23 protein-coding genes are annotated in these 13,527 nt (G+C 62.4%); 2 read left to right on the forward strand and 21 right to left on the reverse strand.

Going from position 1 to position 13,527, the window contains the following annotated elements:
* Positions 1–85: 85 nt before the first annotated feature.
* The 20 genes from rplO to rpsJ all read right to left on the reverse strand — a co-directional run bounded on the left by rplO (position 86) and on the right by rpsJ (position 10,083).
* The gene (rplO, locus tag VXJ37_RS19545; RefSeq protein ID WP_331324682.1) at positions 86–571 is read right to left on the reverse strand and encodes a 50S ribosomal protein L15; all 486 of its coding nucleotides are present in this window, start codon (positions 569–571) and stop codon (positions 86–88) included.
* Positions 572–778: a 50S ribosomal protein L30 gene (rpmD, locus tag VXJ37_RS19550; RefSeq protein WP_009358731.1), complete on the reverse strand. Its 207-nt coding sequence runs from the start codon at positions 776–778 to the stop codon at positions 572–574. It lies immediately after the preceding gene.
* A 2-nt stretch (positions 779–780) separates the two neighbouring features.
* Complete coding sequence (gene rpsE, locus VXJ37_RS19555) at positions 781–1,497, reverse strand: 30S ribosomal protein S5 (protein WP_331324683.1); 717 nt, start codon at positions 1,495–1,497, stop codon at positions 781–783.
* Positions 1,494–1,877, reverse strand: coding sequence for a 50S ribosomal protein L18 (gene rplR, locus VXJ37_RS19560; RefSeq protein WP_141942669.1), 384 nt, complete (start codon positions 1,875–1,877; stop codon positions 1,494–1,496). Before rplR ends, rpsE begins: the two co-directional genes overlap by 4 nt.
* A 2-nt stretch (positions 1,878–1,879) precedes the next feature.
* Positions 1,880–2,416, reverse strand: a complete 537-nt coding sequence (rplF, locus tag VXJ37_RS19565; protein WP_331324684.1) for a 50S ribosomal protein L6 — start codon at positions 2,414–2,416, stop codon at positions 1,880–1,882.
* An 18-nt stretch (positions 2,417–2,434) separates the two neighbouring features.
* On the reverse strand, positions 2,435–2,833 hold the full coding sequence (rpsH, locus tag VXJ37_RS19570) for a 30S ribosomal protein S8 (RefSeq protein ID WP_018769139.1): 399 nt from the start codon (positions 2,831–2,833) through the stop codon (positions 2,435–2,437).
* Between the two features lie 82 nt (positions 2,834–2,915).
* The gene (rplE, locus tag VXJ37_RS19575) at positions 2,916–3,497 is read right to left on the reverse strand and encodes a 50S ribosomal protein L5 (protein WP_043454613.1); all 582 of its coding nucleotides are present in this window, start codon (positions 3,495–3,497) and stop codon (positions 2,916–2,918) included.
* Entirely contained in the window at positions 3,497–3,859 is a 363-nt protein-coding gene (gene rplX / locus VXJ37_RS19580) for a 50S ribosomal protein L24 (protein WP_043454610.1), read from the reverse strand. The genes rplE and rplX overlap by 1 nt, the downstream gene beginning before the upstream one ends.
* A 3-nt stretch (positions 3,860–3,862) precedes the next feature.
* Positions 3,863–4,231, reverse strand: a complete 369-nt coding sequence (gene rplN, locus VXJ37_RS19585) for a 50S ribosomal protein L14 (protein ID WP_003803789.1) — start codon at positions 4,229–4,231, stop codon at positions 3,863–3,865.
* A 499-nt stretch (positions 4,232–4,730) separates the two neighbouring features.
* On the reverse strand, positions 4,731–5,036 hold the full coding sequence (gene rpsQ / locus VXJ37_RS19590) for a 30S ribosomal protein S17 (protein ID WP_043454607.1): 306 nt from the start codon (positions 5,034–5,036) through the stop codon (positions 4,731–4,733).
* On the reverse strand, positions 5,033–5,362 hold the full coding sequence (gene rpmC, locus VXJ37_RS19595; RefSeq protein ID WP_018769136.1) for a 50S ribosomal protein L29: 330 nt from the start codon (positions 5,360–5,362) through the stop codon (positions 5,033–5,035). Before rpmC ends, rpsQ begins: the two co-directional genes overlap by 4 nt.
* A gap of 2 nt (positions 5,363–5,364) precedes the next feature.
* A complete protein-coding gene (gene rplP, locus VXJ37_RS19600; protein WP_015937848.1) occupies positions 5,365–5,781 on the reverse strand; it encodes a 50S ribosomal protein L16 in 417 nt (138 codons plus the stop codon).
* Positions 5,782–6,612, reverse strand: coding sequence for a 30S ribosomal protein S3 (gene rpsC, locus VXJ37_RS19605; RefSeq protein ID WP_331324685.1), 831 nt, complete (start codon positions 6,610–6,612; stop codon positions 5,782–5,784).
* Positions 6,613–6,978: a 50S ribosomal protein L22 gene (gene rplV / locus VXJ37_RS19610; protein WP_009358304.1), complete on the reverse strand. Its 366-nt coding sequence runs from the start codon at positions 6,976–6,978 to the stop codon at positions 6,613–6,615.
* A 38-nt stretch (positions 6,979–7,016) separates the two neighbouring features.
* On the reverse strand, positions 7,017–7,298 hold the full coding sequence (rpsS, locus tag VXJ37_RS19615) for a 30S ribosomal protein S19 (RefSeq protein ID WP_003803803.1): 282 nt from the start codon (positions 7,296–7,298) through the stop codon (positions 7,017–7,019).
* A gap of 12 nt (positions 7,299–7,310) precedes the next feature.
* On the reverse strand, positions 7,311–8,150 hold the full coding sequence (rplB, locus tag VXJ37_RS19620; RefSeq protein WP_026264302.1) for a 50S ribosomal protein L2: 840 nt from the start codon (positions 8,148–8,150) through the stop codon (positions 7,311–7,313).
* Positions 8,151–8,179: 29 nt separating this feature from the next.
* Positions 8,180–8,485 carry a 50S ribosomal protein L23 gene (gene rplW / locus VXJ37_RS19625; protein WP_011692807.1) on the reverse strand — a complete coding sequence of 102 codons (306 nt, stop codon included), beginning with the start codon at positions 8,483–8,485 and terminating at the stop codon, positions 8,180–8,182.
* Positions 8,482–9,102 carry a 50S ribosomal protein L4 gene (rplD, locus tag VXJ37_RS19630; protein ID WP_331324686.1) on the reverse strand — a complete coding sequence of 207 codons (621 nt, stop codon included), beginning with the start codon at positions 9,100–9,102 and terminating at the stop codon, positions 8,482–8,484. The genes rplW and rplD overlap by 4 nt, the downstream gene beginning before the upstream one ends.
* Before the next feature lie 4 nt (positions 9,103–9,106).
* Positions 9,107–9,757: a 50S ribosomal protein L3 gene (rplC, locus tag VXJ37_RS19635; RefSeq protein WP_141942678.1), complete on the reverse strand. Its 651-nt coding sequence runs from the start codon at positions 9,755–9,757 to the stop codon at positions 9,107–9,109.
* Between the two features lie 17 nt (positions 9,758–9,774).
* Complete coding sequence (gene rpsJ, locus VXJ37_RS19640) at positions 9,775–10,083, reverse strand: 30S ribosomal protein S10 (RefSeq protein ID WP_003803825.1); 309 nt, start codon at positions 10,081–10,083, stop codon at positions 9,775–9,777.
* A gap of 395 nt (positions 10,084–10,478) precedes the next feature.
* Between rpsJ and VXJ37_RS19645 the strand changes: the two genes are divergently transcribed.
* On the forward strand, positions 10,479–11,936 hold the full coding sequence (locus tag VXJ37_RS19645; protein ID WP_331324687.1) for a GH1 family beta-glucosidase: 1,458 nt from the start codon (positions 10,479–10,481) through the stop codon (positions 11,934–11,936).
* A gap of 5 nt (positions 11,937–11,941) precedes the next feature.
* On the opposite strand, the gene VXJ37_RS19650 is transcribed toward VXJ37_RS19645, so the two are convergent.
* Complete coding sequence (locus tag VXJ37_RS19650; protein WP_331324688.1) at positions 11,942–13,192, reverse strand: Nramp family divalent metal transporter; 1,251 nt, start codon at positions 13,190–13,192, stop codon at positions 11,942–11,944.
* Between the two features lie 88 nt (positions 13,193–13,280).
* Here VXJ37_RS19650 and VXJ37_RS19655 point away from each other — a divergent pair.
* Positions 13,281–13,527, forward strand: a 247-nt coding sequence (locus VXJ37_RS19655; protein WP_331324691.1) for a hypothetical protein, incomplete at its 3' end; no start/stop codon positions are given.

Consider the following 13,527-nt stretch of genomic DNA (forward strand, 5'->3'; position numbering starts at 1 on the left):
AAACTCGCCCGGCGGATATGGAAAACTCCCGGTATCCGGGGCCGAAGCCCGCGGATACCGGGAGTTCAACAGCTGGCGCCGTCCCTTACAGGGCGGTGGTGCTTCCGCCGGCTGCAGCAATCTTTTCAGCGGCGCTGGCCGAGAATGCGTGGACGGTGACGTCAACCTTGACGGTGATGTCGCCGGTGCCCAGCACCTTGACGGGCTGGTTCTTGCGAACGGCACCCTTTTCGACCAGGTTCTCCACGGTGACTGCGCCACCTTCCGGGAACAGCTCGTTGAGCTTGTCCAGGTTTACAACCTGGAACTCCACCCGGAACGGGTTCTTGAAGCCACGCAGCTTGGGCAGGCGCATGTGCAGCGGCAGCTGGCCGCCGGCAAAGCCAGCCTTCACCTGGTAGCGGGCAGCCGTACCCTTGGTACCACGGCCAGCGGTCTTACCCTTGGAGCCTTCACCACGACCAACACGGGTCTTGGCGGTCTTGGCACCCGGGGCGGGACGCAGGTGGTGAACCTTCAGGGCGTTCTGCTTCTCAGCAGCCTGTGCCTTATCAGCAGTGTTCTCTGCCATTTACTTCGCCTCCTCTACCTTTACCAGGTGCGGAACCGTGTTGAGCATTCCAACGGTCACGGCGTCGGCGGTGCGGACAACGGTGTGTCCGATCCGCTTCAGGCCGAGGGACCGCAGGGTGTCGCGCTGGTTCTGCTTGCCGCCAATGGCGGACTTGATCTGAGTGATCTCCAACTGAGCGTCGGAGGGGACCAGGTTCTTAGCCATGACTAGGCACCTGCCTTCGGGGCGAGGAGAGCCTTCACCAGCGCCTGGGGGGCAACCTCGTCCAGCGGCAGGCCGCGGCGTGCTGCCACGGATGCCGGCTCTTCGAGGCGCTTCAGGGCGTCAACGGTCGCGTGAACGATGTTGATGGCGTTGGAGGAGCCGAGCGACTTGGAGAGGATGTCGTGGATGCCCACGCACTCCAGTACTGCACGGACCGGACCACCGGCGATAACACCGGTACCGGCGGAAGCCGGACGCAGCATTACGACGCCGGCAGCGGCTTCACCCTGAACGCGGTGAGGGATGGTGTTGCCAACGCGGGGAACGCGGAAGAAGGACTTCTTGGCCTCTTCAACGCCCTTGGCGATAGCAGCGGGAACTTCCTTGGCCTTGCCGTAGCCCACGCCGACCATGCCGTTACCGTCACCAACGACGACCAGTGCGGTGAAGCTAAAGCGACGACCACCCTTGACGACCTTGGAAACGCGGTTGATGGTGACAACGCGCTCTACGAACTGGTTCTTCTCGGCTTCACGGCCACCGTCGCGGCCGCCACGGCCACCGCGGTCGCCGCGGCCCTGGCCGCGGTCGCCACGCTCGCCGCGACGGGCGCCACCACGGCGGTCCTCGGCAGCGGGGGCAGTGGTCTCAGCAGCTGCGGCCTCGGGGGCCTTCTGATCTGCAGACACAGTGTCCTTTTCCTTGTTTGCTTCGGTCACAGTGACAGCCCACCTTCGCGTGCACCGTCGGCGACGGCGGCGATCCGGCCGTGGTACTTGTTACCACCACGGTCGAACACGACAGCTTCAACGCCGGCAGCCTTGGCACGTTCGGCAACGAGCTCGCCAACGCGCTTGGCCTTGGCAGTCTTGTCACCTTCGAATGCACGGAGGTCAGCTTCCAGAGTGGACGCGCTTGCTACGGTCTGGCCAATGGTGTCATCGACAACCTGGACAAATACGTGGCGTGCGGAACGGTTGACCACCAGACGGGGGCGGGCAGCAGTACCGGAGATGCGCTTGCGGATACGAAGCTGGCGGCGGCTGCGACCAGCAGCCTTGCTCTTGTTCGTACGCTTCTTGTTAATGGAGATGGCCATGGTTACTTACCAGCCTTTCCGACCTTGCGGCGGATGACTTCGCCGGCGTAACGGATGCCCTTGCCCTTATAGGGGTCCGGCTTCCGCAGCTTACGAATGTTGGCAGCAACTTCGCCGACCTGCTGCTTATTGATACCTGAGACAGAGAGCTTGGTCGGTCCCTCTACTGCAAAGGTGATGCCGGCCGGAGCCGAAACGTTGACCGGGTGGCTGTAGCCAAGAGCGAACTCAAGGTCAGAACCCTTGGCCTGAACGCGGTAACCGGTACCGACGATTTCAAGCTTCTTCTCGTAGCCTGCGGTGACGCCCTGGATCATGTTGGCGATCAGGGTGCGGGTCAGGCCGTGGAGCGAACGCGAGGCGCGCTCGTCGTTCGGGCGGGTAACGGTCAGGGTGTTCTCTTCCAGGGCAACCTCGATGGGGCTGGCCACAGTGTGGGTCAGCTCGCCCTTGGAACCCTTGACGCTGACGACAGAGCCGTCAACCTTGACCTCAACGCCGGCAGGAACGGTGATGGGGAGACGTCCAATACGTGACATTATTCTCTTCCTTTCCCGTTACCAGACGTACGCGAGGACTTCGCCGCCCACGCCCTTCTTGCCGGCCTGCTTGTCAGTCAGGAGGCCGGAAGAGGTGGACAGGATTGCGATACCCAGGCCACCCAGCACGTGCGGCAGGTTGGTGGACTTCGCGTAAACGCGGAGGCCCGGCTTGGAGATGCGGCGTACGCCGGCGATGGAACGCTCGCGGTTCGGACCGAACTTGAGTTCCAGGGTCAGCTTCTTGCCAACCTCGGCGTCCTCTTCCTTCCAGCCGGCGATGAAACCTTCGGCCTTGAGGATGTCGGCAACGCGTGCCTTGAGCTTGCTGTAAGGCATAGACACGGAGTCGTGGTATGCCGAGTTTGCGTTACGCAGGCGCGTAAGCATATCTGCGACAGGATCTGTCATTGTCATGTGGGCTCATGCCCTTCCTCGTAACGGTTTCCGCCGTTCCGTCCCTTACGGGTCGAAGCGGCCGGACCTTTTACGTAGTTAATTAAGCTTCGGTTTTGAACGGGAAACCAAGCGCCTTAAGCAGCGCGCGGCCTTCGTCGTCGGTCTTGGCGGTGGTCACGACCGTGATGTCCATACCGCGGACGCGGTCGATCTTGTCCTGGTCGATTTCGTGGAACATAACCTGTTCGGTCAGACCGAAGGTGTAGTTGCCGTTGCCATCGAACTGCTTGCCGCTCAGGCCGCGGAAGTCGCGGATACGGGGCAGTGCCAGGGTGACCAGGCGGTCCACGAATTCCCACATGCGGTCGCCACGCAGGGTTGCGTGTGCACCAATGGGCATGCCTTCGCGCAGCTTGAACTGTGCGATCGACTTGCGGGCCTTGGTAACCTGCGGCTTCTGGCCGGTGATCTGGGTGAGGTCGCGGACGGCGCCGTCGATCAGCTTGGAGTCCTTGGCGGCATCTCCAACACCCATGTTCACAACGACCTTGACCAGACGGGGAACCTGGTTGACGTTGGCGTACTTGAACTCATCCTGGAGCTGGCCCTTGATGGTTTCGGCGTACTTGGTCTTCAGACGGGGAACGATCTTCGTTGCCGGAGTCTCGATGGTCTCAGTCATTAGATGTCCTTCCCGGTGCTCTTGGACACGCGGATACGGACGGTCTTCTTGACGCCGTTCTTCTCCACGGTGTCGAGGCGGAAGCCCACGCGGGTCGGCTTCTTGGTCGACGGGTCAACCAGGGCCACGTTGGAAATGTGGATCGGGGCCTCTACGACCTCGATGCCGCCGGTCTTGGTGCCGCGCTGCGACTGTCCAACCCGGGTGTGCTTGGTGACGCGGTTGATGCCCTCGACCAGCACGCGGTTGGTGTCGGTGAAAACGCGCAGAACCTTGCCCTGCTTGCCACGGTCGCCGCCGCGCTCAGCCTTGGCGCCAGTGATGACCTGTACCAGGTCACCCTTCTTGATCTTTGCAGCCATGGACTAGAGCACCTCCGGAGCCAGAGAAACGATCTTCATGAACTTCTTGTCACGCAGTTCACGACCAACCGGTCCGAAGATACGGGTACCGCGGGGGTCACCGTCGTTCTTCAGGATCACAGCTGCGTTCTCGTCAAACTTGATGTAGGAACCGTCCGCACGGCGGCGTTCCTTCTTGGTACGGACGATGACGGCCTTGACCACATCGCCCTTCTTTACGTTGCCGCCCGGGATTGCATCCTTGACGGTGGCGACAATGACGTCACCGATGCCTGCGTAGCGACGGCCGGATCCACCGAGAACGCGAATGGTAAGGATTTCCTTAGCACCCGTGTTGTCGGCGACCTTCAGTCGCGACTCCTGCTGAATCACTATTTACTCCTTGCGTCGCGCCGGTTCTCAGGCCGTGGTCTTGCTACGGAATGAGCCTTGCGGAACGGTTGATCGGGGTGTCTCTTGACCTGCCTGGATTTTGCCAGACCAGGCCTAAACGCCCGTGCCAGAAGCAGTTGCTCCCATCCGGTCCGGGACGGATCCCGGGCGCACAGGGGCACTATGCTGTGGCACGCTTGTTTACGAGGTTGATGACGGCGCGCGAAAGGCGCCATACAAACTCAATATCCTAGCACGGTTTCCGCCCGTTCCCATATCACCCGCGTCCCCCGCCCCGCAAGCACCGTCCCCTGCCCGCAGGACGGACGACGGCGTCACGCACTGCAGCCTTTCGGCCCACCCAGAGTGCCACTCCCCCACAACACCGGGCCCCGCCGTCGTCCGTCTTTGGGAAAACCTGCCTGGCGTGACGCGTGCGTTAAACGAGGAAGCCCCCGCTCCCGTGAAGGGAGCAGGGGCTTCGACTAAGCAGCAGGTGCTACTTGGCCTTCTCGAGGATTTCCACGAGCCGCCAGTTCTTGGTGGCGGACAGCGGACGGGTCTCGGCGATGACAACGAGGTCGCCGATGCCGGCGGTGTTCTCTTCGTCGTGTGCCTTGACCTTGGAGGTACGGCGGATGACCTTGCCGTACAGTGCGTGCTTCACGCGGTCCTCAACCTCGACAACGATGGTCTTTTCCATCTTGTCGGAGACCACGTAACCGCGACGGGTCTTGCGGTAACCGCGCTGCCCAGCCTTGGCTTCGGTAGCAGTTTCGGTCACGTTCTGGTCCTTTTCACTCACTTGGCGTCCTCCTCGGTCTCAGCCTTTTCAGCCTTGTCGGCCTTCTTGGTTGAAGCCTTCTTGGACTTCTTCTCTTCCTTGGCTTCCACAACCGGTGCGGCAACCTCGGCACGAATGCCCAGCTCGCGTTCGCGGAGAACGGTGTAGATGCGTGCGATGTCCTTCTTTACCGCGCGCAGGCGACCGTGGTTCTCCAGCTGTCCGGTGGCGGACTGGAAACGCAGGTTGAACAGCTCTTCCTTGGCCTTGCGGAGTTCTTCAACGAGACGCTCGTTGTCGAAACCGTCCAGCTGTGCGGGAGCCAGATCCTTGGATCCTACTGCCATTTCTACTCACCACCTTCGCGACGCACAATGCGTGCCTTCAACGGCAGCTTGTGGATTGCCAGGCGCAGGGCCTCGCGAGCTACCTCTTCATTGACACCGGAGAGTTCGAACAGAACCCGGCCCGGCTTGACGTTGGCGACCCACCATTCCGGTGAACCCTTACCGGAACCCATGCGGGTTTCGGCCGGCTTCTTGGTCAGGGGACGGTCCGGGTAGATGTTGATCCAGACCTTACCGCCACGCTTGATGTGGCGGGTCATCGCGATACGGGCGGATTCGATCTGACGGTTGGTGACGTATGCCGGGCTCAGAGCCTGGATACCCCACTCACCGAACGAGACCTCGGTGCCGCCCGTAGCAGCGCCGGAACGACCCGGGTGGTGCTGCTTACGGTGCTTGACTCGACGTGGGATAAGCATTTAAGCCTGTCCTCCTTCTGCTGCTGCAGGTGCAGCTTCAGCTGCCGGTGCTTCGGCAGCAGGAGCTGCTTCAGCGGCCGGACGGTCGTTGCGACGGCGGCGGTCACCGCGGTCAGCGCCACCCGGGCGGCCCGGACGCTCGCCACGGCCACCGCGGGACGGTGCGGCAGCAGCCTGTGCGGCCAGTTCCTTGGCGGTGACGTCACCCTTGTAGATCCAGACCTTCACACCGATGCGGCCGAAGGTGGTCTTGGCTTCGTAGAAGCCGTAGTCGATGTTCGCGCGGAGGGTGTGCAGGGGCACACGGCCTTCGCGGTAGAACTCCGAGCGGGACATTTCAGCGCCACCCAGGCGGCCCGAGCAGGCGATACGGATGCCCTTGGCACCTGCACGCTGTGCGGACTGCATGGCCTTCTTCATCGCACGGCGGAATGCCACGCGGGAAGTCAGCTGCTCTGCAACGCCCTGGGCAACAAGCTGGGCTTCCATCTCGGGGTTCTTGACCTCGAGGATGTTCAGCTGAACCTGCTTGCCGGTGAGCTTTTCGAGCTCGCCGCGGATGCGGTCTGCTTCTGCTCCACGGCGGCCGATGACGATGCCGGGACGTGCCGTGTGGATGTCCACGCGGACGCGGTCACGGGTGCGCTCGATCTCGACCTTGGCGATGCCGGCCCGCTCCATGCCCGTGGACATGAGCTGGCGGATGCGGATGTCTTCGCGAACGAAGTCCTTGTACCGCTGGCCGGCCTTGGTGCTGTCAGCGAACCAGTGCGATACGTGATCGGTGGTGATGCCGAGTCGGAACCCGTGCGGGTTTACTTTCTGTCCCACTTAGCGAGCCTCCTCTTTCTCCGGGGTAGCGACTACCACGGTGATGTGGCTGGTGCGCTTCTTGATCTGAAATGCACGACCCTGGGCACGCGGCTGGAACCGCTTCATGGTCGGGCCTTCATCAACAAACGCTTCGCTGATGATGAGGTCGCCTTCGTCAAACGCAACGCCATCACGGTCCGCGAGGACCCGGGCGTTGGAGATTGCCGACTGAACTACCTTGAATACCGGCTCCGAAGCTGCCTGCGGGGCAAACTTCAGAATTGCCAGAGCCTCATTCGCTTGCAATCCACGAACAAGGTTGACGACGCGCCGGGCCTTCATAGGCGTTACGCGGATGTGGCGCGCAATTGCCTTGGCTTCCATTGCTTTCCTTCTCTCGTCTTTGACGTAAACGCAGGCGCCTAGCGGCGCTTGCCCTTACGGTCGTCCTTGACATGGCCGCGGAATGTCCGCGTGGGAGCGAATTCGCCGAGCTTGTGCCCGACCATCGACTCAGTGACAAACACCGGGATGTGCTTGCGTCCGTCGTGTACGGCGATCGTGTGTCCGAGCATGTCGGGGATGATCATCGAACGGCGGGACCAGGTCTTGATGACGTTCTTGGTGCCCTTTTCGTTTTCCCTGGCTACCTTCACAAAGAGGTGCTGGTCAACGAAAGGACCTTTTTTCAGGCTGCGTGGCATGTGTCCAGGCTCCTATCGCTTGTTCTTGCCAGTACGACGGCGACGAACAATAAGCTTGTCGCTCTCTTTGTTGGGGCGGCGGGTGCGGCCTTCACGCTTACCGTTCGGGTTCACGGGGTTACGACCACCGGAAGTCTTACCTTCACCACCACCGTGCGGGTGGTCAACCGGGTTCATGGCGACACCACGGACGGTCGGGCGGACGCCCTTCCACCGCATACGGCCGGCCTTGCCCCAGTTGATGTTCGACTGCTCGGCGTTGCCGACCTCGCCGACGGTTGCGCGGCAGCGCACGTCAACGTTGCGGATTTCGCCGGAAGGCAGGCGCAGCTGGGCGAAGCGGCCTTCCTTGGCAACAAGCTGGATCGACGCGCCGGCGGAGCGGCCCATCTTGGCGCCGCCACCGGGACGCAGTTCAACTGCGTGGATGACAGTACCCACCGGGATGTTGAGCAGCGGCAGGTTGTTACCGGGCTTGATGTCAGCACCGGCACCTGCTTCAACAACGTCACCCTGGGAGAGCTTGTTGGGAGCGATGATGTAACGCTTGGTGCCATCAACGTAGTGCAGGAGGGCGATGCGAGCCGTGCGGTTCGGATCGTACTCGATTTCGGCAACGCGGGCGTTGACGCCGTCCTTGTCGTGGCGACGGAAGTCGATCAGACGGTACTGGCGCTTGTGTCCACCACCCTTGTGACGGGTGGTGATCTTACCGGTGTTGTTACGGCCGCCCTTCTTGGGCAGCGGACGTACCAACGACTTTTCCGGCGTCGACCGCGTGATTTCGATAAAGTCCGCTACGCTCGAGCCACGACGGCCCGGGGTAGTCGGCTTGTACTTACGGATTCCCATAATTTATTTCCTCGTTAAAGTGGTCTCCGCTACGCGAGCGGACCGCCGAAGATGTCGATGGTGCCTTCTTTGAGGGTGACAATCGCACGCTTGGTGTTCTTGCGGGTACCCCATCCGAATTTGGTGCGCTTGCGCTTACCGGCACGGTTGATGGTGTTGATCGATTCGACCTTGACGGAGAAGATCTTCTCCACGGCCAGCTTGATCTCGGTCTTGTTCGAACGGGGGTCCACCAGGAAGGTGTACTTGCCCTCGTCGATCAGGCCGTAGCTCTTTTCCGATACGACGGGTGCAAGCACGACGTCGCGGGGATCCTTGATGGTGGCTGCACTCACTTGGCATCCTCCTCGTTCTTTGCTGCCTTAGCGGCAACGAATGCGTCGTAGGCAGCCTTGGTGAAGACAACGTCATCAGAGACGAGAACGTCGTAGGTGTTCAGCTGGTCTGCGTACAGAACGTGAACGCCGGCGAGGTTGCGCACGGAGAGTGCAGCAACGTCGTTATCGCGCTCGATGACGACCAGCAGGTTCTTGCGGTCGGAAACACCGCGAAGCGTCGCCAGAGCAGCCTTGGAGGAGGGCTTGTCGCCCGCAACCAGCTCGGAGACAACGTGGATACGACCGTTGCGGGCCCGGTCAGACAGTGCGCCGCGCAGTGCAGCAGCAATCATCTTCTTGGGGGTGCGCTGGCTGTAGTCACGCGGGGTGGGACCGTGGACAACGCCACCGCCGGTCATGTGCGGAGCACGGATGGAACCCTGACGGGCGCGGCCGGTGCCCTTCTGCTTGAACGGCTTGCGGCCTGCACCGGAAACTTCAGCACGGGTCTTGGTCTTGTGGGTTCCCTGGCGGGCAGCAGCGAGCTGGGCAACGACAACCTGGTGCAGCAGCGGCACGTTGGTCTGAACGTCGAAGATCTCTGCAGGCAGGTCAACCTGGACAGTGTTAGCCATTGAACTAGGCTCCCTTCACGGCGGTACGTACGAAGACGACCTGGCCGCGGGCACCGGGAACGGCACCCTTGATCAGGAGCAGCGACTTCTCGACGTCAACCGCGTGAACGGTGAGGTTCAGCGTGGTGTGACGAACGGCGCCCATACGGCCGGCCATTCTCATGCCCTTGAAGACGCGGCTCGGGGTGGATGCGCCACCGATTGAACCGGGCTTACGGTGGTTCTTGTGGGCACCGTGGGAAGCACCAACGCCGTGGAAGCCGTGACGCTTCATAACACCGGCGAAGCCCTTACCCTTGGTGGTGCCGATGACGTCGATCTTCTGGCCGGCTTCGAAGAGCTCTACGGAGAGCTCCTGGCCCAGCTCGTACTCGGCAGCATCTGCGGTACGGAGTTCGACGACGTGGCGGCGAGGCGTGACGCCTGCCTTCTCAAAGTGACCAGCCAGCGGCTTGGTGACCTTGCGGGGATCGATCTGGCCGTAGCCGATCTGAACGGCGACGTAGCCATCAACTTCTGCGTTGCGCAGCTGGGTGATGACGTTCGAGTCTGCCTGGACCACAGTGACGGGGATGAGCTTGTTGTTCTCGTCCCAGACCTGGGTCATGCCGAGCTTCGTGCCCAGCAGGCCCTTTACGTTACGGGTTGCGGTCATAGTTTCTCAGCACCTCCCTACAGCTTGATTTCGATGTTCACGTCAGCCGGCAGGTCGAGACGCATGAGCGAGTCAACAGCCTTCGGCGTGGGATCGATGATGTCGATAAGACGCTTGTGCGTGCGCATTTCAAAGTGCTCGCGGCTGTCCTTGTACTTGTGCGGAGAGCGGATTACGCAGTACACGTTCTTCTCCGTGGGCAGCGGCACGGGGCCAACTACCGTTGCGCCTGCGCGCGTGACCGTCTCAACGATCTTCCGTGCTGAAACGTCAATGACCTCGTGGTCGTATGACTTCAGCCGGATGCGGATTTTTTGTCCCGCCATGTCGCCTGACTCTCTTTCAGTCTGTGCTTCCCCGGTTTAGGGCTGCCCTGTTCACTTTCTCGTTGTATGGCTGCCGAAGCATTTGAGGTCGTAACCACCATCCGCCGCACAAGCTGAATCCGGATAAATCCGGGTTCCTCAACCTGCCGGCGCAACCGACCCCCGCGGTCGGGCGTGTCGCGCTGAACACGCATACAAATCCGCAAATCCATTGGGGTGGGTTATGTTTGGTCTTCAACTTGGACCCTGCACCCGGCATTATCCGGATCGGGACGCGAAGAAGCGCTTGAACAACTCATCTAGTATGCCGGAAAACAACAGCAGATGCGAATCGGGGCCGCCGCCGCCCTCCTGATGCCATTGCCGTGGAAGGGAACGGGCTGGATGATAGGGGCATGACCCTGGAAGGCACTGAATCGGTGACGGAACTGGCCGGGCGCGTGCCGCCGTCGTTCACCCTCGGCGTCGCTGCTGCGGCGTTCCAGATCGAAGGCGGAGTCAAAGCAGGGGGCCGCGGCCCCTCGGGATGGGATGCGTTCGCGGAGAAACCCGGCACGATCATGGACGGGCACTCCCCCGCCGTGGCCTGCGACCATTACAACAGGCTGCCGGAGGACGTAGCCCTGCTCAAGGAGCTGGGAGTCGATTCCTACCGGTTCTCATTGTCGTGGCCACGGATCCAGCCGGACGGGCAGGGCGGCTTCAACAGGGAAGGCCTGGACTTCTACGACCGCCTGATTGACCAGCTCCTTGACGCCGGCATCTCTCCCATGGCCACCCTCTACCACTGGGACACCCCCTTGCCGCTCGAGCACCGCGGCGGCTGGCTGAACCGCGATACGGCCAAACGGTTTGGCGAGTATGCCAGTGCCGCCGGGGAGCGGTTCGGGGACCGCGTGGCCCAATGGGTCACCCTCAACGAACCCGTCTCGGTCACCCTGAACGGATATGCACTGGGAGTGCATGCCCCGGGACGCCGGTTGATGTTCAATGCACTTCCCGCCGTCCACCACCAGCTCCTGGCACACGGGCTCGGAGTGCAGGCGCTGCGGGCAGCGGGCGTAGCCGGCGGCGTGGGTATCACCAACCTCCACTCCCCCGTCAGGCCCGCCAGCCGGAAGGTCGGTGACCGGCTCGTTGCCCACCTCTACGACCTGCTGATGAACAGGGTCTACGCCGACCCCGTGCTGCTGGGCCGGTACCCCTCATTGCCGTTGTACGCCAGGCCCTGGCTGCGCTCCATTGGAAAAATTTCCGATGCGGATCTCACGACGATCCACCAGCCCCTGGACTTCTACGGACTCAACTACTACTTCCCCGTCAAGGTGGCCCTGGGACCGGGCATCACCCCGATGCCAGCCGACATGCACCAGGAACTCGCCAAGCTGCCCTTCCATGAGGTGGGCTACCCGGAGTTCGGCAGCACGGGGTTCGGTTGGCCTGTAGCACCGGAGCATCTGGGCATCCTGCTCCAGGAAATGCGGGACCGCTACGGGCAGGCCCTTCCCCCGGTGTACATCACCGAGGGCGGCGCGAGCTTCCCGGAACCAGACCGCGTTTCCGGGACGCTCGAAGATTCCGACCGCGTGGACTATCTCGCCGCGCACCTTGGCGCAGCGCTTGAGGCCACTGCGCCCGGCGGCAACGCGGAAGGCGTGGACCTGCGCGGCTATTACGTGTGGACGCTGATGGACAACTTTGAGTGGGCCGCAGGCTATTCGCAGCGTTTCGGCCTGGTCCACGTGGACTTCGATTCGCTGCAGCGAACCCCGAAGAGGTCCTTCTACTGGTACCAGGCGCTCTCGCGTGCACGCACCAAGCGGCAGGGCCGGGCCACAGGAGCAAACGGATAACTGGGTCAGCCGCGGCCGAACATCGTGAGGAAGATCAGGACGCAGTTCAGGCCCACGATCAGGGTGGCACTTGTCCAGCCGGCAATCCGCAGCGGCTTGGAGTCGGCGTGAATCCCCATCACCTCGCGGCTCCCAGTGAGGCGGATCAGCGGAATGAGCGCGAACGGGATGCCAAAACTCAGAAGGACCTGGCTGAGGACCAGGGCCAGTGTGGGCTCTACGCCGGCAGCCAGGACCACCAGCGCCGGAACCAGCGTGACAGTGCGGCGGACCATCAGCGGGATCCTCGTCTTCAGCAGTCCCCCCATGATGGTGGCTCCGGCGTAACATCCCACGGAGGTGGACGCCAGCCCTGACGCCAGGAGGCCTACAGCGAACACGACGCCGATAACCGGCCCAAGTGCCGACGTGACAGCTGCGTGCGCACCGGCAATAGTATGGGTCCCCTCCACGCCCCGGAGGCTGGTGGCAGCCAGCAGCAGCATCGCGACGTTCACGACGCCGGCAAGCAGCAGGGCGCCGGCGACGTCAACGCGCGTGGCACGGATCAGCCGGGTCCTTACCTGGGGGTCGTGGGAAAATCCGTGCCGGTCACGCGCAAGGGCCGAATGCAGGTAGATGGCGTGTGGCATGACGGTAGCACCGAGCATGCTCGCTGCCAGCAAAACGGTGTCGGTTCCTTCGAACCGGGGGACGAGTCCGGCAAGGGCGCCGCCGGCGTCCGGCGGAGCTACGAACAGGCCCGAGACGAAGCCCACGGCGATCACGCCCAGGAGGGTGAGGATAGCGAGCTCAAAGGACCTTTGGCTGCGGCGCGACTGCAGCGTCAGGAGCACCATTGAGGCCACGCCGATCACGACGCCGCCGGCCAGCAGGGGCAGGCCGAACAGCAGGTTGAGCGCCACGGCCCCGCCGATAACCTCGGCCATGTCGGTGGCCCCGGCAACCACCTCGGCCTGCAGCCAGTAGGCGCGGCGGCGCTTGGTCCCCAGTCGCCTGCCCAGGATCTCCGGCAGGCTCATCCCGGTGGCAAGTCCCAACTTGGCGGACTGGTACTGGATCAGTACGGCCATGGCATTGGCGGCCACCAAGACCCACACCAGCAGGTATCCGAAGTTCGCTCCTGCGGTCAGGTTCGCCGCGACATTTCCCGGGTCCACGTAGGCGATAGCTGCCACGAACGCCGGCCCGAGGAGCAGGAGGCGTGAGAAGGCCTTCTTGGTGGCGGGTTTCGCCGTCATGGTTGGAACAGCCATCACGTGTCCTCGTCGTTGGGGGCGTTACTAAGACGAGGATACCGCGAATTTAGGTGTACCGAAAAGTAGGACTAAGGCACACCTGCGCGTGCGCCGCGGGCTGGGGCTACTGGTTCTTGTTTGCCCGGTTGATCCGCTTGGCACGGTCAATCTCGTGGCGGAAGTTTCTTCTGACCCAGAACACCCCGGCCACGACGGCAACCGCAATAATGAGGAATATCAGCCATCCCATGATGAGCTCCTTTCAGTGCTGCAACAGTATCAGGGCAAAAAGAAAGCCCCGCTGCTCGATGAAGTGGTCCCCGAAAGTTGGACTCGTAAATGTGCGAGCTCCA

It is taken from the genome of Pseudarthrobacter phenanthrenivorans (assembly GCF_036455295.1).
In the GTDB taxonomy this organism is placed as follows: Bacteria; Actinomycetota; Actinomycetes; order Actinomycetales; family Micrococcaceae; genus Arthrobacter; species Arthrobacter phenanthrenivorans_C.

Coding starts and splice junctions, on each gene's coding strand:
- rplO (WP_331324682.1), bottom strand. CDS start 571: ATGGCAGAGAACACTGCTGATAAGGCACAGGCTGCTGAGAAGCAGAAC.
- rpmD (WP_009358731.1), bottom strand. CDS start 778: ATGGCTAAGAACCTGGTCCCCTCCGACGCTCAGTTGGAGATCACTCAG.
- rplR (WP_141942669.1), bottom strand. CDS start 1,877: ATGGCCATCTCCATTAACAAGAAGCGTACGAACAAGAGCAAGGCTGCT.
- rplF (WP_331324684.1), bottom strand. CDS start 2,416: ATGTCACGTATTGGACGTCTCCCCATCACCGTTCCTGCCGGCGTTGAG.
- rpsH (WP_018769139.1), bottom strand. CDS start 2,833: ATGACAATGACAGATCCTGTCGCAGATATGCTTACGCGCCTGCGTAAC.
- rplE (WP_043454613.1), bottom strand. CDS start 3,497: ATGACTGAGACCATCGAGACTCCGGCAACGAAGATCGTTCCCCGTCTG.
- rplX (WP_043454610.1), bottom strand. CDS start 3,859: ATGGCTGCAAAGATCAAGAAGGGTGACCTGGTACAGGTCATCACTGGC.
- rpmC (WP_018769136.1), bottom strand. CDS start 5,362: ATGGCAGTAGGATCCAAGGATCTGGCTCCCGCACAGCTGGACGGTTTC.
- rplP (WP_015937848.1), bottom strand. CDS start 5,781: ATGCTTATCCCACGTCGAGTCAAGCACCGTAAGCAGCACCACCCGGGT.
- rplV (WP_009358304.1), bottom strand. CDS start 6,978: ATGGAAGCCAAGGCAATTGCGCGCCACATCCGCGTAACGCCTATGAAG.
- rpsS (WP_003803803.1), bottom strand. CDS start 7,298: ATGCCACGCAGCCTGAAAAAAGGTCCTTTCGTTGACCAGCACCTCTTT.
- rplB (WP_026264302.1), bottom strand. CDS start 8,150: ATGGGAATCCGTAAGTACAAGCCGACTACCCCGGGCCGTCGTGGCTCG.
- rplD (WP_331324686.1), bottom strand. CDS start 9,102: ATGGCTAACACTGTCCAGGTTGACCTGCCTGCAGAGATCTTCGACGTT.
- rplC (WP_141942678.1), bottom strand. CDS start 9,757: ATGACCGCAACCCGTAACGTAAAGGGCCTGCTGGGCACGAAGCTCGGC.
- rpsJ (WP_003803825.1), bottom strand. CDS start 10,083: ATGGCGGGACAAAAAATCCGCATCCGGCTGAAGTCATACGACCACGAG.
- VXJ37_RS19645 (WP_331324687.1), top strand. CDS start 10,479: ATGACCCTGGAAGGCACTGAATCGGTGACGGAACTGGCCGGGCGCGTG.
- VXJ37_RS19650 (WP_331324688.1), bottom strand. CDS start 13,192: ATGGCTGTTCCAACCATGACGGCGAAACCCGCCACCAAGAAGGCCTTC.